At 40.2% G+C, this 19,319-nt stretch carries 19 protein-coding genes; 14 read left to right on the forward strand and 5 right to left on the reverse strand.

Translation table 11 applies throughout. From position 1 onward, the window contains the following. Nucleotides 1-23 precede the first annotated feature (23 nt). Nucleotides 24-1,256, forward strand: coding sequence for an ammonium transporter (locus NU887_RS05840; protein ID WP_258422424.1), 1,233 nt, complete (start codon nt 24-26; stop codon nt 1,254-1,256). A 161-nt stretch (nt 1,257-1,417) separates the two neighbouring features. Here NU887_RS05840 and nadC read toward each other — a convergent pair whose 3' ends face one another. Continuing rightward, on the reverse strand, nt 1,418-2,278 hold the full coding sequence (gene nadC / locus NU887_RS05845; protein ID WP_258422425.1) for a carboxylating nicotinate-nucleotide diphosphorylase: 861 nt from the start codon (nt 2,276-2,278) through the stop codon (nt 1,418-1,420). Nucleotides 2,279-2,310: 32 nt separating this feature from the next. Next, a complete protein-coding gene (locus tag NU887_RS05850) occupies nt 2,311-2,721 on the reverse strand; it encodes a DUF4783 domain-containing protein (protein WP_258422426.1) in 411 nt (136 codons plus the stop codon). Between the two features lie 222 nt (nt 2,722-2,943). Between NU887_RS05850 and gpmI the strand changes: the two genes are divergently transcribed. Continuing rightward, a complete protein-coding gene (gene gpmI, locus NU887_RS05855) occupies nt 2,944-4,470 on the forward strand; it encodes a 2,3-bisphosphoglycerate-independent phosphoglycerate mutase (RefSeq protein ID WP_258422427.1) in 1,527 nt (508 codons plus the stop codon). A gap of 89 nt (nt 4,471-4,559) precedes the next feature. Continuing rightward, nucleotides 4,560-5,114, forward strand: a complete 555-nt coding sequence (locus NU887_RS05860) for a hypothetical protein (protein ID WP_258422428.1) — start codon at nt 4,560-4,562, stop codon at nt 5,112-5,114. Between the two features lie 46 nt (nt 5,115-5,160). Here NU887_RS05860 and NU887_RS05865 read toward each other — a convergent pair whose 3' ends face one another. From NU887_RS05865 to NU887_RS05875, 3 genes are all read right to left on the reverse strand, one after another. Further along, entirely contained in the window at nt 5,161-6,543 is a 1,383-nt protein-coding gene (locus NU887_RS05865; RefSeq protein WP_420839726.1) for a sodium:proton antiporter, read from the reverse strand. Nucleotides 6,544-6,871: 328 nt separating this feature from the next. Then, nucleotides 6,872-8,098 (reverse strand): Glu/Leu/Phe/Val dehydrogenase dimerization domain-containing protein, encoded by a 1,227-nt coding sequence (locus NU887_RS05870; RefSeq protein ID WP_258422430.1) that lies wholly within the window; start codon nt 8,096-8,098, stop codon nt 6,872-6,874. A 66-nt stretch (nt 8,099-8,164) separates the two neighbouring features. Next, nucleotides 8,165-9,244, reverse strand: a complete 1,080-nt coding sequence (locus NU887_RS05875) for an anhydro-N-acetylmuramic acid kinase (protein ID WP_258422431.1) — start codon at nt 9,242-9,244, stop codon at nt 8,165-8,167. A gap of 113 nt (nt 9,245-9,357) precedes the next feature. Here NU887_RS05875 and NU887_RS05880 point away from each other — a divergent pair, with 113 nt between their 5' ends. The 11 genes from NU887_RS05880 (at nt 9,358) to NU887_RS05930 (ending at nt 19,253) form a co-directional block, all read left to right on the forward strand. Then, nucleotides 9,358-10,083, forward strand: coding sequence for a type III pantothenate kinase (locus NU887_RS05880; RefSeq protein WP_258422432.1), 726 nt, complete (start codon nt 9,358-9,360; stop codon nt 10,081-10,083). After that, entirely contained in the window at nt 10,067-11,350 is a 1,284-nt protein-coding gene (gene bamG, locus NU887_RS05885; RefSeq protein ID WP_258422433.1) for a BamG family beta-barrel-assembly machinery protein, read from the forward strand. Before NU887_RS05880 ends, bamG begins: the two co-directional genes overlap by 17 nt. A gap of 11 nt (nt 11,351-11,361) precedes the next feature. Next, nucleotides 11,362-12,663 (forward strand): tetratricopeptide repeat protein, encoded by a 1,302-nt coding sequence (locus tag NU887_RS05890; RefSeq protein WP_258422434.1) that lies wholly within the window; start codon nt 11,362-11,364, stop codon nt 12,661-12,663. A gap of 91 nt (nt 12,664-12,754) precedes the next feature. Next, nucleotides 12,755-13,303, forward strand: coding sequence for an LPS export ABC transporter periplasmic protein LptC (gene lptC, locus NU887_RS05895; RefSeq protein WP_258422435.1), 549 nt, complete (start codon nt 12,755-12,757; stop codon nt 13,301-13,303). A 2-nt stretch (nt 13,304-13,305) separates the two neighbouring features. Continuing rightward, nucleotides 13,306-13,527, forward strand: coding sequence for a hypothetical protein (locus tag NU887_RS05900; RefSeq protein ID WP_258422436.1), 222 nt, complete (start codon nt 13,306-13,308; stop codon nt 13,525-13,527). Then, nucleotides 13,524-14,825, forward strand: a complete 1,302-nt coding sequence (locus NU887_RS05905; RefSeq protein ID WP_258422437.1) for a hemolysin family protein — start codon at nt 13,524-13,526, stop codon at nt 14,823-14,825. Before NU887_RS05900 ends, NU887_RS05905 begins: the two co-directional genes overlap by 4 nt. Before the next feature lie 73 nt (nt 14,826-14,898). Further along, nucleotides 14,899-17,010 carry a peptidylprolyl isomerase gene (locus NU887_RS05910; protein WP_258422438.1) on the forward strand — a complete coding sequence of 704 codons (2,112 nt, stop codon included), beginning with the start codon at nt 14,899-14,901 and terminating at the stop codon, nt 17,008-17,010. A 106-nt stretch (nt 17,011-17,116) separates the two neighbouring features. Next, the gene (locus NU887_RS05915; protein ID WP_258422439.1) at nt 17,117-17,383 is read left to right on the forward strand and encodes a DUF493 domain-containing protein; all 267 of its coding nucleotides are present in this window, start codon (nt 17,117-17,119) and stop codon (nt 17,381-17,383) included. A gap of 12 nt (nt 17,384-17,395) precedes the next feature. Continuing rightward, entirely contained in the window at nt 17,396-17,623 is a 228-nt protein-coding gene (locus tag NU887_RS05920; RefSeq protein ID WP_258422440.1) for a 4a-hydroxytetrahydrobiopterin dehydratase, read from the forward strand. Between the two features lie 2 nt (nt 17,624-17,625). Continuing rightward, nucleotides 17,626-18,339 carry a 16S rRNA (cytidine(1402)-2'-O)-methyltransferase gene (gene rsmI / locus NU887_RS05925; RefSeq protein ID WP_258422441.1) on the forward strand — a complete coding sequence of 238 codons (714 nt, stop codon included), beginning with the start codon at nt 17,626-17,628 and terminating at the stop codon, nt 18,337-18,339. Nucleotides 18,340-18,455: 116 nt separating this feature from the next. Further along, a complete protein-coding gene (locus NU887_RS05930) occupies nt 18,456-19,253 on the forward strand; it encodes an inositol monophosphatase family protein (RefSeq protein ID WP_258422442.1) in 798 nt (265 codons plus the stop codon). The last annotated feature ends 66 nt before the right edge of the window (nt 19,254-19,319 follow it).

A 19,319-nucleotide genomic window follows, 5' to 3' on the forward strand; every position in this document is an offset into this window, starting at 1 on the left:
GAACTTAAAAACCTATCAAACCTATGACTCAAGAATTATTTACCATCAATAACCTATGGATGATGGTGGCGACCATTTTGGTTTTTATCATGCACCTTGGCTTTGCAAGTCTGGAGGCAGGCCTGACGAGGGCAAAAAATACCGTCAATATTTTATTTAAAAATACGCTTATTCCCGCCATTGGCTTACTTTCCTATGCTTTTGTAGGATTCAATCTCATGTATCCAGGCGGAGATTTTGCGGGTGGATTCATGGGATTCGCCGGTTTTGGATTAGCATTACCAGAAGGATGGGATTCCAGTAATTACAATGCAGGATATACATTCTATACAGATTTTATTTTTCAAGCGATGTTTGCGGCTACAGCTGCAACTATCGTCTCTGGCGCTGTAGCAGAGAGAATGAAACTCGGACCATTTATTTTCTTTTCAATCCTTTATGTTGGCCTTTGTTATCCAATTGTCGGAATGTGGAAGTGGGGCGGAGGATTTTTGCAAACAATGGCAACACCTTTTTATGATTTTGCAGGTTCTACCATTGTCCACTCGGTAGGCGGATGGGCGGCTTTGGCTGGAGCATTTTTGTTGGGCCCGAGATTGGGAAAATATACACCTACAGGTATGAAGGCCATCCCAGGTCATAATATTCCCATGGCGACAATCGGAGTGTTTTTGCTTTGGTTTGGCTGGTTTGGGTTTAACGGAGGTTCAGTTTTGACAGCAGATCCGGGCACTGTTTCACTGGTATTTGTAACCACAGCAATTGCCGGAGCCGCGGGTGCTTTTGGGGCTTTGATCGCTTCTTATATGAAATTCAAGACTTATGACATCACCATGGTACTCAACGGCATCCTCGCAGGATTGGTAGGTATTACAGCCGGAGCGGACCAGATGGGAGTGGGTGAATCTGCCATTATAGGTTTCATCGGGGGAACATTGGTGGTATTTGCAGTGGTGTTTTTTGATAGGATCAAAATTGATGATCCCGTAGGAGCCATTTCAGTACATTTGATCGGTGGTATTTGGGGTACCTTGGCTGTTGGTTTGTTTGGAAATCTTGCTGGATTCCAACAAATTATCTCTCAATTGATTGGAATAGGTATTGTTGGGGCCTTTTGTTTTGGGTCTAGCTGGTTGATATTCTTTGCTTTAAAGAAAACTGTGGGTATAAGAGTTGATGAAAGAGAGGAGTTGGAAGGCTTGGATATCAATGAGCATAGCATGCAGGCATACCCTGATTTTGCCTCCAAAGATTAAACTTAGTCTATCATATAAAATCAAAATGCCCAAGAATTGATTTCTTGGGCATTTTGGTTTTTGAAAATTTAATTATCTAAAAACTTCAATTTTTTTTAACCTATTTAGGCATTCTACCGGATTCAATATCCATGTATATCATATATCAATTAATATCGAAATTAATAGGCCTTAAGACTGATATCCATGCTTCTCACATGATGAGTCAATGCACCGACTGAGATAAAATCAACGCCACATTCGGCCACATCTTTTAATGTTTCTTCGGTAATACCTCCTGATGCTTCAAGAGGGTATTTGCCGTTTACGATTTTGACTGCTTTTCGCATGGTGTCGTAGTCCATATTGTCGAGCATGATATAATCTATGCCTCCGACAGCAAGAACTTCCTCGACTTCGGTTAGGTTTCTTGTTTCGACCTCAATTTTGAGTTGGAGTCCCTCTTTTTCCAAATATCGCCTTACGTTCCTGATTGCATTGGATATTCCTCCCGCAAAATCAATATGGTTGTCCTTCAACATAACCATGTCATATAAAGCAAACCGGTGATTGAGGCCTCCGCCAAGTACCACAGCCCATTTTTCGATCATTCGAAAGTTTGGAGTAGTTTTGCGGGTGTCCATCAAGCGTGCCTTGGTATGGGATATCATTTTCGAAAGCTGATATGTTTTCGTGGCGATTCCACTCATCCGCTGAAGACAGTTCAGGACAAGTCTTTCGGTAGTCAGGATAGATGCCGCTGAACCCTTTACCTTCAAGCCAATATCTCCCGGAATTACAGGATCACCATCTTTTAATAGAATTTCCACAACTAGACTCGAATCGAATTGATGGAAAATCATTTCGGCTAGGTCAAGACCTGCGATGATTCCGGCCTCTTTGATGATAAGTTGGGCCTGCCCATATTGGTCTTTTGGGATGGACCCCAAAGTTGAATGATCTCCGGAACCGACATCCTCTAAGAGTGCCTGCTGTATAAATTCATGAATTTTTTCCGCTGATAGATAAGGTAGATTTTCCACACCCAAAATTAAAAAATATTGTTGGTGTACCCTTAAATTTTGGTTTTAATAATGTCGATACTGAAAATTCTCAGCACCTCTGATTTGGAATTTCCCTTTATCAGGACCCTGAATTGTTCACCTTTGCTTTGATAGGAACCCACATAAAAAATAGTCGGTCCGGGTGAACCGGCTTGATGCAAAACATTGAAATCCAAAGGAGGATATTTGAGAAAAAAATCCCTTAAAATATACTCAGCCTGAGATTTCGAATAGTCCCCGTTCTTTCCATTGATATTCAACAAAACCGTCTGGTCAAAATACCTGGCAATCTCTTTGCTCGAACCGCTTCTAAAATAAGTAAATACATCGTTGATAGTCAATGTATTATTCCTTACTTCATTGGCTTCAGAAAACCAAATGATGGCAAATAAAAACACAAAAAGAAAAGGTAAATTTTTCATGGCAAAAAATAGTTCAAATATTAAGCCAATTCTTTTTGGAATTTTAGTTTTTTAAGAAAAAACAAAAAGGAAATTCTGAATTCAGGGATTTAATAACCGAATCATTGCGCTCGTACCTGAAGATTATAAAAATTAACACGATGAATTTTGTGCGCTTGATAAAGAATAGGCAACTTTACAAGTTGATTGAATTCAATTTTCAATATTCCAATTTCTTTTTCCATGAATAATAAGAAAGTAGTATTAATGATTTTGGATGGATGGGGCATTGCCACCAATCCGGAGGTGTCTGCAATAGATAAAGCCAAAACTCCATTTATAGATGGACTATACAGCAAATACCCTCATTCCAAACTTCAAGCTTCAGGTTTGGCTGTCGGATTGCCGGAAGGCCAAATGGGAAATTCGGAAGTCGGTCACATGAATATTGGTGCCGGCAGGGTTGTTTATCAGGATTTGGTTAGGATCAATCAAGCTGCCCAAGAGGGGGAATTTGATACACATCCCATTTTGGTCGAGGCATTTGAATATGCCAAAAAATCCAAAAAGAATGTTCACTTTATCGGTCTATTATCTGATGGAGGCGTACATGCCCATATCAATCATCTCAAGGCCCTTTGCGACGCAGCCAAAGCAAATGACTTTCATGAAGTTTTTATCCACGCATTTACTGATGGCAGGGACACAGATCCAAAGGGAGGTATCCACTATATTAACGAACTCAAAGAGCACTTACAGCATTCTGTCGGGAAGATAGCTTCAGTAATTGGAAGGTATTATGCCATGGACAGGGATAAAAGATGGGAAAGAGTAAAACTCGCTTATGATGCCATGGTACATGGAGAGGGAGAAAAATCCAAAGATATCATCGCTTCGGTTACCAAATCCTATTCCAACGGCGTTACAGATGAGTTTATCCGACCTATTATTCAGGTCAACGAGGCAGGAAAGCCTTTGGCTATCATCAAAGAAGGAGATATAGTGATCTGCTTTAACTTCCGTACAGACCGGGGCAGAGAAATCACCCAAGTCCTAACCCAACAGGATTTTGAGGATTTCAATATGAAAAAACTCAAGTTGAATTATATCACCTTTACCAATTATGATGATACTTTCAAAAATGTCAAAGTCCTATATGACAAAGACAATTTGAACAATACACTAGGAGAAGTACTTTCCAAGCATGGCAAAAAACAGATCCGTATCGCAGAGACTGAAAAGTATCCCCATGTGACATTCTTCTTTTCAGGGGGAAGAGAGAGTGAGTTTGAAGGTGAAAGCAGGATTCTTTGTCCTTCTCCGAAAGTAGCTACTTATGACCTCAAACCTGAAATGAGTGCATTTGAAATTGCAACCAAAATCAAAACTGAACTCAAAAAGAAGGAAGTGGATTTCGTTTGTCTCAATTTTGCGAATCCTGATATGGTCGGCCATACTGGGGTTTTTGAAGCTGCGGTAAAAGCCTGCGAGACTGTTGATGAGTGTGCCAAACAGGTGATATCCACAGGACTCGATAATGGCTATACTTTCATCGTCATTGCTGACCATGGAAACAGCGACATGATGATCAATGAAGACGGTACCCCAAATACTGCCCATACGACTAATTTGGTGCCATGTATCATGGTAGACGGCAAGGATCAGATAATGGTAAATGATGGAAAATTGGGAGATCTAGCACCTACCATCCTTACTTTGATGGGTGTCCCCGTACCTTCCGAAATGACCGGAAATATCCTGCTGAAATAAATCAAGCCATTTGTGGACAAAGAGTTCATTCATAAATATTTGGATGGATTCTTTGTCATTTTATACCGATTTGAAAATATCAAGAGAATATGAAAAATAGTTTGATCGCAGTTTTGGTTTCTGTCACCCTGTTAGGATGTGTTGCTGAAAATAATAATGGGAACGATTCTGAGACAGTATATTTTCCCGTGAAAGATTATATTGAAGTCACAGCTCTGAATTTGGAAGGGGCCGGGATTATCAAAGAATTGAATTTGAACGGGGAGAAGGAAACAATAAGAGATACTTTGACTGCTGAAAAATGGCTGGAGGAGCTTGACTTTTTTATTAAAGCGGATATCAGCAGGCCAAGTTTGGCAGGATCCTATGAAACCCAAAGGAGTCCTGAGTTCCTAATCCATAGCCTGAAGGAAGGCGAAAAGGGGGAAGTACAAAAGATTGTAGTAAAATATGAGGATGAAGTGATCAAAGAAGTTTCTTTTTCTATCAAAAATTCAAACTTATTTTACACTTCAGAGACTCGTGGTGTGATCTTCAATCAAAGCTTGACCGGCAAACTTGACCATTTTGTAGTAGAAACCATGCAAAAAGTGATTTTTTTGAAACCTAACAAGATGATCATCAATGCCTCTGTTGTTTGGTAACAATCCGACCAATTTTCAGCAATTGGTCGGATTGGAATTAATTTTTTTAGACAAAGGCAAAAAATACCAGCCAGACTATCAATAAGATCGGGAGCAGAATCGGGAGTGAGAACCTGATGATGTACCCAAAGAATGAGGGCATTTTAATACCACTTTGCTCAGCTATAGACTTAACCATAAAATTGGGACCGTTTCCAATATAAGTCATCGCCCCAAAAAACACAGAGGCAAGTGAAATAGCCATAAGCTCAAATGATGAATCTACATAATTATTGAGGGCAAAATTTCTGACATCTTCAATGTTGCCGATTTCTGCACCTTGTGAAGCCATGGCTGCTGCAAGGAAGTTGAGGTAAGTTGGAGCGTTGTCCAATACTCCGGATAAAACCCCTGTACCCCAATAAAGCGTATTGTGGGTGATCAAAGCAGCCCCTTCAGGGGATTTGGCAAAATTTCCAACCAATTCCAAAGCAGGCATCATTGTTCCAAATATTCCGATGAAAATGAAGGCTACTTCAAGTATGGGTTCAAAGTTAAACTCATTTCCTTTTATGGCTTTTTGGTCAGCAAACCTGTAACTCATGTAGGCCACAGATAACATGATGATCTCCCTTACAAAAGAGAATTTTTGCCCATCATAATGGATGGCAGGTACCCAATCCAACACATTTGGATCCAAAAATACAGAACCAATGATCACCATCAACCAAATAAAATTCCTAGAGCCAATCAAGGCAAATTTATTGGTATAAGTCACTTCTTCAAGGTTTTCCTCTTCATTTGCTTTGCCAAGTTTTCTGTCAATAACATAAAATACGCCTGCCAACAAGAGCAATGCCAACATCCAAGCAGGCCAGTTATGTTCGATTGTCCAGAAAAAGGGCACGCCCTTAAGGAAGCCAAGGAATAATGGCGGATCACCGATGGGAGTCAGAGATCCTCCGATATTGCTGACCATAAAAATAAAAAAGATGATGTGGTATGGCTGGATATTGCCTTTGTTCAACCTGATGAAAGGACGTACCAGAAGCATAGATGCACCAGTGGTCCCAATAAGGTTGGACACCACAGCCCCAACCAAAAGAAGTGTCACATTGGCAAATGGTGTAGCTTTTTTATCAATTTCGATTAGAATTCCACCGGATGCAATATAAAGGGAAGAAAGAAGGGCAATGAACTGGATATATTCTGCCAAAGCATGGACGGGACCATGGACATTATGCAAAACAAACAGATAATAGAAGACTACTAAAATAGCCAATCCGACAGCAATTTTTGGATAATTATGGTGCCAGAAATTTTCATAGAATAAAGGCCCTGTTGCAATCATCAACAACAAAGCCACAAATGGAATAACCAGCCATACAGGAGCGGAACCATGAACATCATGTCCATCTTCGTGACCGCCTTCACCCGAATGTTGATCCATGGATTCCCCATCAATCAGTTCTGATTGGGTCTCTGTTTGGGCTTTTGCATCGGGAACAGTGGCTAAAAAAACCATTCCAAAAACAAATATGAAAACGGCAAATAGGTTCTTCATTAATTTTAAAATTAAGCAGTCTTTCTCAACAGTTTTTGGTTTCCGAAAACCCAATAATTTACATTAATCAATATACAAATTTGGACTTTACTTTCGCTAAACTACTTATTTTGATTGAAAAGGTCAGCATACTAAATAAGCTCCGAGAGGAATTAATTTAAAATTAACGCCTCTCGGCTGATGATTGGTAAAATGTTTATACCAACTGTTTCGTTTATACCAACTGTTTCAACGCTATCTCCAGTGAGGTTTCTCCAAGTTTGGTTTTTGAGCTGTTTTTATCAAATGTAAGGTTGAGAGCATCAGCAATCGTTTTGCTTACATCACCAAATATCGCCTCATCGGTCAATACCGCATTATCAGACATCAGGTAGGCAAATACCCGCGCCATTCCACAATTTGCGATAAAATCCGGGATCAGTGATATTTTTTCATCAAGCCAAACCCCAATAGGACCAAAGAAAATCTCGGGATCGGCAAAAGGTACATTAGCGCCACAGCTGATCACTTCCAATCCAGCCTTGACCATTCGTTCAGCTTGGTATTTGGTCACCAATCTGGAAGCAGCAGCCGGAATAAATATTTCACATTCCACATCCCAGATTTGCTCATTCAGGTCCGCAAAAGGGATCATGTTATCGGCAATCAGTTTATTACCTTCTCTTTTGATGAACAATTCTCTGATTTCATCCAATGTAAATCCTGCAGGATTGATCAAGCCTCCGTCCCGGTCAATGATTCCGACGATTTTTACCCCTTCGACTGCTAAAAAACAAGCGGCCGCTGCCCCGACATTTCCCCAGCCTTGAATGATGGCACGCTTATTTTTGATTTTTCCTCCCCAAATGGAGTAATAATGCCTGACCGCCTCCGCTACGCCAAAGCCTGTAATCATGTCAGCTACTTTGTATTTTTTTGGACCGTTGGGAGTGTAATGAGGATCTTCCAATACTTTGGATACCCCCTGCCTTAACTGTCCTATCTTTCTGATTTTTTCTGGCTCTGTGGCATGAAAATGTCCGTTTACAATTCCTTCTTGGGGATGCCAGAGACCATAATTTTCTGTAATGGGAATGACTTCATGAATCTCATCAATATTGAGGTCCCCGCCGGTCCCGTAATAACTCTTTAATAATGGCATGACCGCCTTGTACCAGCGTCTGAGCACCTCTTCTTTTCTAGGGTCATTTGGATCAAAATTAATACCTGATTTTGCGCCTCCGATATCAGGTCCAGAGATGGTAAATTTGACCTCCATGGTTTTGGCAAGGGACTCTACTTCTCTTCTGTCAAGCCCTTTTCGCATTCTGGTGCCCCCGCCGGCAGCACCACCTCTAAGGGAATTGATGACAACCCATCCTTCTGCCTCGGATTCGCTGTCACTCCATTCAAAAATAATTTCGGGTTGTTTGTTCTCAAACTTTTTGAGTAGTTCTTTCATGGTAATTATTTGGGTTTATAGCTGGCAAAAATAGAAATATTCTCCATGCTAAAAAGCCCTTCAGATTCATAATCCATGAAGAAGACCACCACTGTTGTCTCTCAAAGCTCCAGTCACCGTTGAGAGCGAATTGTTTTCACCCCTTAATCGTAACACTCCCAAAAATGCAAAAATAAGGGCCTCTTTGAAATTGATGAGCATGGGATCTGCTTGGGTGATTTCAATATCCTCTCCAATGAATTCACCTAATTTTTCCATAAAAAACGTGTTGAAAGCGCCACCTCCTGTCACCAAGACTTTTGTTTTTTTACCCGAGTGAGGAATCATTATTTTACTGATTTGTTCGACATAATGAATGACCAAGGTGTGGAGCACATTTTCAGGCTTATGCTTTCCACTTACTTCCAATATTTTAAGATAGTCGTCGAGGTCTTCTCTTCCGAGTGATTTGGCTCCTTCTATCTGATAATAGGGCAGGTTGTTGAGTTGCTTAAGTACTTTTTTCAAAAGCTTTCCTTTTTTCGCCAGTTTTCCATTTTTGTCATAAGGTTTTCCACAGATTTCCGCAAAATGGTTGAGAAGAAGATTGAAGGGACAAATATCAAACGCGATCCTCTTATCCTCTAAATCCATGCTGATATTGGCAATTCCGCCAAGATTGATACAATAATCATATTCTGAAAAAAGAAGCTTATCGCCGATCGGTACCAATGGTGCTCCCTGACCTCCGAGCTGTACATCCAGCATTCTAAAATCATTGATGACAGGAATTCCGCATGCAGTGTGCAATGCCCAGCCATTTCCAATCTGAAGACTCAGTTTTTTGGACGGCTGATGGAATACTGTATGTCCATGAGAGGCAACAGCTTCGACTTCAAGTCCATTGTTTTGGACAAAATTCCGGACTTGCTCCCCCATCCATTGCCCAAATTCCACATCAAGAAGCGATAAACGATAGCCATTCATGAGATGGGATTTCTTAAGTTTTTTTCCCAAGTTTTTTGGAAAAGGAACCGTTTCACTTCTTTGGATCTGAAAAGTCCAGTTTTCCTTTTTTTCAAATTCGCAATAAGCGATATCCAGTCCATCTCCTGATGTGCCGGACATCAGTCCGATTACTTTATAGGTATTGGTAAGCGTCTTCATGGGTTAATTTTTGTTAAATAAATCTCCCTAAAGTTAAATTTATTTTATTCAAAAAGTGGGATGTTGGATTTTGACTAATTTCGCCTAAGTCTATCGATTTTGAAAACTTGAATTTGAAACAGCTAGTAGTAGATATCGGAAATACTAGGATCAAAGCAGCCATATTTGGAAATGATATGCTGTTGAAAGAATTCATTTTTGAGGACTTCAATTCGTTTTTGGAAGAATCCAAAATTCAGGAATTCGACCATGCAATCATCAGTTCGGTGACATATACCGAGGACAGGCTTAAAGAATTGTTGGATTTTGAGTTTTTATTCCTGGATTCCAAAACATTATTGCCTTTCAAAAACTTATACGCCACGCCTGAGACATTGGGAGTGGACCGCAAAGCTGCAGTAGTAGGTGCCAGGACTATTTTCAAAGACTGTCCTATACTCGCCATAGATCTGGGAAGTTGCATAACCTATGATTTCATGGATGTAAATGACCGCTATTTAGGTGGCGCGATCACTCCCGGACTGCAGATGAGATTAAAGGCAATGAACCAATTGACTGCAAGACTTCCCTTGGTGGATTTGGAGCAGGGAATTATCCCAAAGTTTGTAGGAGACAGCACCGTCTCCTGTTTAAGGTCAGGAGTATATTATGGAATCCAATTTGAAATGAAAGGGTTTATCCAAGAATATCAGGAACAATACCATGGTTTGAAGGTCATTATTTGTGGAGGTGACTCAAAAATCTTTGAAAGCTTAACAAAAGACCACATATTTGTAATCCCTAATTTGGTCCTGCATGGATTGAATAGAATATTAAGCTACAATGTCAATTACCAATAGGATTAGATTTCTGGGTGTGTTATGCACCTTTTTCATTTTCTCACAGGCCTTCCCACAGTCAAGTTCCTCAACTTACAGTGCACTTGGGTTGGGTGAATTTAATTATGCCGGCCTTACCCAAAATCAAGGTATGGGCGGTTTGGGTATAAGTTTTGGTACCGGATGGGGGGTCAATTACATGAACCCTGCTTTGACCACGAGGAATACGATTTTTAATTTTCAGGCAGCTCTTAACTACAAAAGAATCAACGTCACGAGCTCCTCCGACAATCAGACTATTGATGGAGGAGGTATTTCATATGTGGCCTTGTCTTTTCCTGTCAAGTCCGGAAAAAGGACCCTAGGGATGGGATTGGGAGAAATTTCAAGTGTCAATTACAGCATTCTTGTCAGTGGGGAAGTGACCAATTCTGACTTCAATTCTATCAATAGAGTGGAAGGAGAAGGCGGAATTTCGGAGGCATATCTTTCATATGGTTTTGTTTTAGCCAAAAATTTAAGCCTTGGAATTCATGGTTCTTATTTGTTTGGATCTACCATAAGAACAAACCAACTGGCCTTGTTGAATCCGGAAGAAGAGGAGTTTGGATTCCAAACTGAATACTATGAAAGATTGACTGTAAGCGATGTTACTTTCAAAGGTGGGGTTCATTATTATTTCAAATCAGGCAGCAAAAGTAACATCCACCTTGGAGCCACCTATCATGCATTTGGAAATATTAATGGAAAAGAATTTGCTAAGATTGCCGATTTTGGTCAAGCTAGCAAACCCGATTCGGATGGTGACATCCTCAGGAACAATGAAAAAGGAACGGTATTTATCCCAAGTAACTTAGGTTATGGGATTTCTTATGAAAAAATAAATAAATTTGTAATTGGTCTAGAAGCTCAAATGCAAAATTTTAGCCAATATCGTTCCTTCTCAGGAGTTCAGGGTGAACTAGGTGATACTTACAGGGTTGCATTGGGAGGACAGTTGATTCCTAATTTCTCAACGGTCAATTCTATATTCAAAAGGTCGACAATTAGGTTCGGCGTTGAATACCAGCAAACTCCCTTCATCTTGAACCAGACTCAGATCAGTGATATTGGCATCAATTTTGGAGCTTCAGTACCTATCAACAGTTTATCATTGATGAACTTTGCAGTCAAATTTGGTTCGAGAGGTACCCTCAACAATGGATTGATCAAAGAAGAATACTTTGGCGTCACCTTAGGATTCTCATTGAATGACAATAGCTGGTTTTACAAACGCGTATTCGAATAACACTAACAGATATGAAACTTAAAAACGCACTCATCGGGTTATTTACCCTCAGCCTAGTAGGTATGGCTCAAGCACAGGACGGTTGGAATTGGCCGACTGATGCTGAAACTGAAGCAAAAGCACGTGAATACAATGCGGCTTATGTGGATTATATGAAGTCAGAGCAGTTTGTGGAAGCTACCAAGCCTCTCTATTGGCTTCTTGTCAACACCCCTAAGTTGAATGAATCCATCTATATCTATGGTGTGGATGTCTACAAAGGTGCAGTAGCTGCCACTACTGACCCTGCTCAGAAAAGAATCTATCAGGATTCTGTCATGAAGGTGTATGACCTTAGAAAAGAAAATTTTGACAATGAGCCAAAGTGGATTGAAAACAAGGCATATTATGGATACCAATATTTCAGAGATGACAAAACCAAACTGGCAGAAGCCATTGGAGTTTATGACAGGGCTTTTGAAGTAAACGGTACCATCAATCCGGCCTACACTGCAGCTTACTTTGATTTAGTAAGAAGGCACTATCTGTTAAACAAAGCTTATACTGCCATTGAGGTTTTGGAAATACATGATAAAATTACAAAACTGTTGGATGAAGCTGAAGCAAATGGTAAAGATGTTTCCACGCCAAAGTCAAATGTAGAATCCCTATTAGTTGCCATGGAATTGATCAATTGCGATTTCATAGAAAATACTTTGGGACCTAAATTGACTGCTGATCCTACAAACATGGTTTTGGCACAACAGATATTTAATTACTCAGTAAAATATAAGTGCTTTAGTTCTGCATCGTTTCTATCTGCATTAGAAATCATTGATAATCAAAACCCTACTTATGCAACATCTCAAGTCCGAGCAATGAGGTATATGCAGAACAGGGAATATGAAAAGGCACAGCCTGTGTTGGAAAAAGCATTAACACTTGCTGAAAATGATGTACAGAAAGCCGAAATTCATTACGATCTTGCCAAAGTTCATGCTCAGGCCGGCAGAAAAAGTTCTTCAAGATCTGAAGCTCTTGAAGCAGCTAAATTAGATCCTGAAAAAGCAAAAGAAGCATGGTTACTTATTGCACAGCTATATATGGGCTCTTCTGGAGATTGTAGAAAGGGAATAAGCAGAGTAGATGACCAGGCAATATATATTGCAGCATACAATGCTTATTCAAGGGCTGGTGACAGCAAAGGTATGGCTGAAGCGAGGGCAAGATTCCCTTCCAAAGAAGAATTGTTTACCGAAAGCAGACAAGTAGGCGAGACTGTTAATGTAGGTTGCTGGATCGGAGAAACAGTAACTTTGGCTACAAGAGATTAAGTTTACATAACATAAAATCAAAAGGCAGTCAAAATTGGCTGCCTTTTTTTATGGTCTCGATCATTTAGCAATCTTTCCTATCTTTGTGGGCATGAGTACCATTGGCAGAATTAGATTTCCTATTATAGTCATTTTACTTTCTCTGGCTTCCTGTGGAGAGGAGGTCGATAGCAGTATTTTGGAGACGTATAAAGGTCCTATCGGTCTGGCTATGGACATTGAACTCTTCCATAGCGATTCTACCATCATCCGTACTCAGGTCAAAGCCAAGAAGCAGATGAAGTTTGGGACTGGTGATCTGGAATTTCCAGAAGGAATAGAAATCTTTTTTTTTGACAAAGACGGTAACACTAGTTCCACAATGCGGGCGGATAAAGGCTACTATGACAAGACAAAAAATATCTATAGAGGTGAAGGTGATGTGCAGGTCCATAATCTCGAAAAAGACCAAAAGCTATCCTCAGAAGAATTGTTTTGGGACCCAAATGCAAAGAAAATTTATACCGAAAAATTTGTGACCATTCAGGAAAAAGAGACGATTTTCAATGGGACAGGCATGGAGGCAGATGATAGATTTGTTGAATATAAGCTATTTAAAGTAACAAACAGCAGGACCATTCTCCCCGGAGAAGGATTATAAAAATGAAATTACCTGACTTCTTAATTTTATCTCTTTCCGCAGCCTTGGTAATCATCGGTACTCACCTTACCTTCACGTCAGGGTTGATCAGTTCATATCCCGTTTTCATGTTTGCGGTGGCACTGCTCTTTTGGTACAGGTACCGCAAAAATGAAGCAACACTCAAATCAGAGGCTGAAAAGTCCAACCCCATCAAAAAAGTAAAAAGCCGTAAATCAAAATGATAGTATCGCCATACCTTATTTACGTCGCCATCACCTTGCTTTTTTCTGCGTTTTTTTCGGGAATGGAGATGGCTTTTGTATCTGCCAACAGGCTTCAGATAGAACTTCAAAACAAACAAGGTTCAGTTTCGGGAAAGATCCTTTCAAACTTTATCAAAAAACCCGGACAGTTTATCGGGACGACACTGATAGGAAATACCATCGCTTTGGTGCTTTATGGTATTTTCATGGCTTATTTGCTTGAACCTTTGATTGAAGGTTGGCTTGAAAGAATTCTTAATGGTAATTTCAACAACCAAGCCTATGTGGTGATCATTCAGACAGTATTGTCAACGATTATCGTTTTGATTACAGGGGAGTTCCTACCCAAAAGTATTTTCATGCTGAATCCAAACAGCCTGTTGTCTTTATTTTCCCTGCCATTTCAAATTATTTATTTTTTGATGTATCCTTTAGTATGGATGATTGTAGGGCTGTCAAGGTTGTTTATTACCAAGGTCCTTAGATTGGAATACAATGAAGATAAGCCGGTATTTAAGGTCACGGATTTAAACAGCTTTATTAAAAACAGCCTACACCACAGTGGTCAGGATGTGAAGGTTGACCTTGATGCTAAGATTTTTGACAACGCCATAGAATTCAAAACCATCCGAGTTAGGGAATGTATGGTTCCTCGGACAGATATTGTGGCGGTTGACATAGAAGATTCGATGGAAGAGCTCAAACAAGTATTTGCGGAAAGCGGCCATTCAAAAATAATCGTATACAAAGAATCCATTGATGATGTGATTGGATATTGCCACCAATTGGAAATGTTCAAAAAACCAAAAAAAGTATCGGATATCCTTACTCCGATTATCATTGTACCGGAGTCTGCCTTGGCTAATGAGCTTTTGATCCAATTCATCAAAGAGAGAAAAAGTCTTGCATTGGTCGTGGACGAATTTGGAGGGACCAGCGGGATAGTAAGTATGGAAGATATCATAGAAGAAATCTTTGGAGAGATCCAAGATGAGTATGACCAGGATGATCTCATTGAGCAAAAACTTTCAGACCATGAATATTTATTGAGCGCAAGGCATGAAATAGATTATTTAAATGAAAAATATGATTGGGATCTACCCTATGGAGATTTTGAAACTTTAGCGGGATTTATACTCTCCCTTACAGAGGATATTCCCCAAAAAGGTGAGTCAATTACCTTTGAATCATATTCTTTTAGCATAGTTTCAAAACTAGACCATAGGATAGAAACAGTAAAAGTGAAGATCCATTCGGGGTCAGAATCCAATAAGTAATTTATTGACAGTGATATTATTTTGAATTTACAGGTAGATTGAATTATTTTGCGGCACTTCAAAAAACAGGAGAATGGCTTTAATTAAAAAAATCAGACAAAGAACAGGTCTTGCAATCGGTGTTATAGCAGTTGGATTAATATTTTTCCTCGTCGGAGGGGATCTATTGGGCCCTAATTCTACCCTTTTGGGTAGTAGCGCAAACAATGTGGGAGAGATTGCAGGTGAAGACGTTTCCTATGAGGAATACATCCGAAAGATCGAAGAGATCAAAATTTCTTTCCAACAAAATACAGGAAGAACTCCTTCCGAAAATGAAATGAGCACTTTGCGCGAGCAAGCTTGGCAGGCATTGATTGTCGACAAAGTTTTTGCAGAGCAATATGAAGCCTTAGGTCTGACCATCTCCGATGCTGAATTGGTAGATATGGTTCAGGGAAAAAACATCATCGCCGAATTGAGGCAGCAACTGACCAATCCCGCAACGGGAGAATTTGACAGGTCTCAGCTGATTTCTTTCTTGCAATCCCTCGAAACCGCAGGTCCTGAGCAAGTAGCATTCTGGGAACAGCAGGAAAAAATGTTTGCAAAAGGAAGATTAAGAATCAAGTACGACAACCTGCTTTCAACTTCTGAGTATGCAAACTCCAAAGAAGGAAAACTTGAGCACAGGATGGCAAACAGCATTGCAGATGTGGATCATTTATTTATTCCTTTTTATGCAATTTCAGATTCCTCAATAGAGGTTTCTGACAGTGAATTGAAGGCTTACATATCCAAATATCCAGAAAAATTCAAAGTCAAAAATGCTGCTGACTTGGAATATATCAGTTTTGAGTTGATTCCAAGTTCTGAAGATTCTGCCGCTGTTATTTCAGAAATTAAAAAGTTGACAGAGGAATTAAGAGCTTCCGACGCTGATTCTGCTTTTGTATTACGTAATTCGGAAGGACAAAATCCTTTTGCAGTAGTTGCTCCCGGAGAAGAATTGCCAAATACATTGACTTCTAATGTAGATGATATCCAAGTAGGTGAAACTTATGGCCCATTCCTTACAAACAGGTCCTCATATGTTACCCACAAGGTGACTTCAAAATTTGAAGGAACTCCTAGAATGAGAGCGGCACATATTTTATTTGGCACGCAAGAATTATCGGATGACGCAAAAGCCGAAGTAAAACAAAATGCAGAAAGAGTCCTCAAAGAAATTCAGAACGGACTTGATTTTGCTACTGCAGCTGCGCAAAATGGACAAGACGGAACAGCACAAAGAGGTGGAGACCTTGGTTGGTTTGCCAAAGCGGATTTCGTAGAAGCCTTTGCTGATGTTTCATTTGCAGCCAAATCAACAGGTCTAATCAACAGATTGGTAGAAACTGAGTATGGTTATCATATTATTTCTGTTACTGAATTGCCAAAGACTACCTCTTACAAGATCGCAACGATCGAGTTGGAGTTGGGTCCAAGTGATGTGACAAGAAACGAAGTTTTCAGAAGAGCTGACTCCTTTGCTTCCACTTCAGGCAATACTGCTGAATTTTCAGCCAATGCTGAAAAAGATGGCTACAGAATCATCCAAGCTAACAATGTAGATGCATTTGCCAGGACTTTGAATAACCTACAAAATGCAAGGGAGGTTGTCAGATGGGCATTCAATGAGGCTTCCGAAGGATCTGTTTCCCCGGTGTTTGAATTGGACAATGCTTACATTGTGGCCAACCTTAAAAAGAAATATGAAGAAGGTACCGCTACTTTGGATCAAGTGAGACAGCAGGTATTGGTACAGGTAAGAAACGATAAGAAGGCAGAAATCATCAAAGAAAAACTCGCAGGAAAAGCAACGCTTGAAGAAATGCAGGCCGTATTTCCAAACGAGGCTTCCCTTGACAAATCGCCTGACCTCAGAATGAACGCATCTGTTTTGCCAGGCGTAGGTTATGCTCCTAAAGCAATCGGAGCTGCTTTTGGATTGAAAAATTCAGGTGATATCAGCAAGCCTATCCATGAAGATGTAGGTATCATAGTAATCAAATTGAATTCATTGACTCCTGCTGCAGACATTGCAAGCTATAACTCTTACCAAAGCCAATTGACTTTGAATGCTTCCCAAAGGACAGCTTACATGATCATGATGGCATTAGAAGACCTTGCAGATGTGAAGGATTATAGATATAAATTCTTCTGATATTTTTATCAGAAATAAATAAAACCCGTGGGATTACTCACGGGTTTTTTTGTGCAAATGGATTTTATTTTTACACAATGGTGTTTATCCATTAAATTCGTAAAAGATGGAAGATACATTTAACAGGCAGGCTTTTAAAGACAAATTGGAAGCTCAGACTACTTTCCCTACATTGTATATGTTCAAATTTATCGTTCCCAATGGCAGGGAATCACAAGTGGCCGCATTATTGCCTAATAATAAAATGACCTTAAAACATTCCTCCCAAGGAAAGTATGTCTCCGCTACAATCAAGGCCCTGATGCCAAACAGCGATTCAATTATGGACATATATGAAAAGGCTTCGAATATCGAAGGCGTAATATCACTTTAAACCAATCAAACCATGTGGACTGAAAAAAATAACAAACTAAGCAAAACCTTTAAATTCAAGGATTTTCAGGAGGCTTTTGCCTTTATGACTAGAGTGGCTTTTTTAGCAGAATCACAGGGTCATCATCCCAATTGGAGCAACGTCTATAATACCGTAGTGATCGAACTCAATACCCATGATGCCGGTAATATCGTTACAGAGAAAGACCACAAACTTGCCAAAGCCATTGATCAGATTTAAATATGTCGGAAGAGAAGTCGATCAATCTGTTTCTGGTTCCTACGCCCATCGGAAATTTAAAAGATATCACGCTTAGGGCGATAGAAGTACTGAATTCCGTTGATGTGATCTTGGCAGAAGATACGCGTACCACGGGAAAATTATTGAAACACCTAGAAATCAAAAGGCCGCTTCAGAGTTACCATATTTTCAACGAGCATAAAGCCGTCGAAAAATTAGTAGAAAGGATGCGGCGTGGGGAAGTGTTGGCCCTTGTCAGTGACGCCGGTACGCCGGGTATCTCAGACCCGGGATTTCTTCTTGTAAGGGCCGCTAAGGACGCGGGTCTTGAAGTCAACTGTCTTCCCGGCGCTACGGCTTTTGTGCCCGCATTGGTCAACTCAGGGCTTCCAAATGACAGGTTTACTTTTGAAGGATTTCTTCCCCATAAAAAAGGGAGAAAAACAAGGATCGAATCTTTGTTGGAAGAATCCCGCACCATGATATTCTACGAATCACCGCATAGGTTGATGAAGACCTTGGAGCAGTTTGCCGAGGCATTTGGTCCAGATAGAATGGCAAGTGTATCCAGAGAACTGACAAAAATCTATGAGGAAAATGTCAGAGGAACATTACAGGAACTTGTCGCCTATTACCAAGAGCATCCTATCAAGGGTGAGATCGTATTGGTAGTACAGGGAAGGCAAAAAAATGATTCCTATTCAAATGAAAACTAATCCGGCTTCTTTCTCTTATATGAACAAGTCCTGAAAATTGTTGAATGCAGATAGATTCACAGCATATCTTTGCATCGGTATATTTTTCACTTCAATAAAATTAACCTTCTCGCAATATGATTGACCTTTTACCAATCCTCCAACAAACAGAAATAGTCGCCAAGGAAGCCGGCGCATTTATCCGCAAAGAAAGACAATCCTTTGACCTCAATAAAGTCGAGCAGAAAGGGCTGAACGACCTCGTATCTTACGTGGATAAAGAGGCTGAAAAAATTATTGTTGACCGACTTAGCCGGATTTTGCCTGAGGCGGATTTTATCACTGAGGAAGGAACAGGATCAACCAATGGCAAAGAATATACCTGGATCATCGATCCTTTGGACGGTACCACAAATTTTATTCACGGACTTCCGATTTTCTCGGTAAGCATAGGATTGAAGTTTCATGATGAAGTTGTCCTAGGCGTAGTCTATGAGATCAATTTTGACGAGTGTTTCTATGCTGTCAAGGGTAAAGGCGCATTTTGCAACGGTAAGCCGATCCATGTGAGTCCCGCCAAAACATTGGGAGAAAGTCTGATTGGGACAGGTTTTCCTTACAGTGCCTTTGGTCAGATTGATAATTATTTGAGTGTTCTAAGGCTTCTGATGGAAAAATGCCATGGCTTGAGGCGAATGGGAAGTGCTGCAGTTGACCTTTGTTATGTGGCTTGTGGAAGGCAGGATGGTTTTTTTGAATATGACCTTAAGCCTTACGATGTGGCGGCCGGAATCATCATCATACAAGAGGCCGGAGGAAGGGTTTCTGACTTTGAAATGGGGGATGATTACCTTTTTGGTAAGAAAATTGTAGCTACCAATGGTCTAATCCACGACGAACTCGTAAGTGATATCCAAAAAATCTGGAAAAAATAGAAAAGTTGGGTTCTTCCAATCGGAATCCAAAAAACATCTTCCTCCGTTATTAAGATTGCCTTAATC

Origin of the sequence: Aquiflexum gelatinilyticum (assembly GCF_024741135.1) — a bacterium.
GTDB lineage: Bacteria > Bacteroidota > Bacteroidia > Cytophagales > Cyclobacteriaceae > Cognataquiflexum > Cognataquiflexum gelatinilyticum.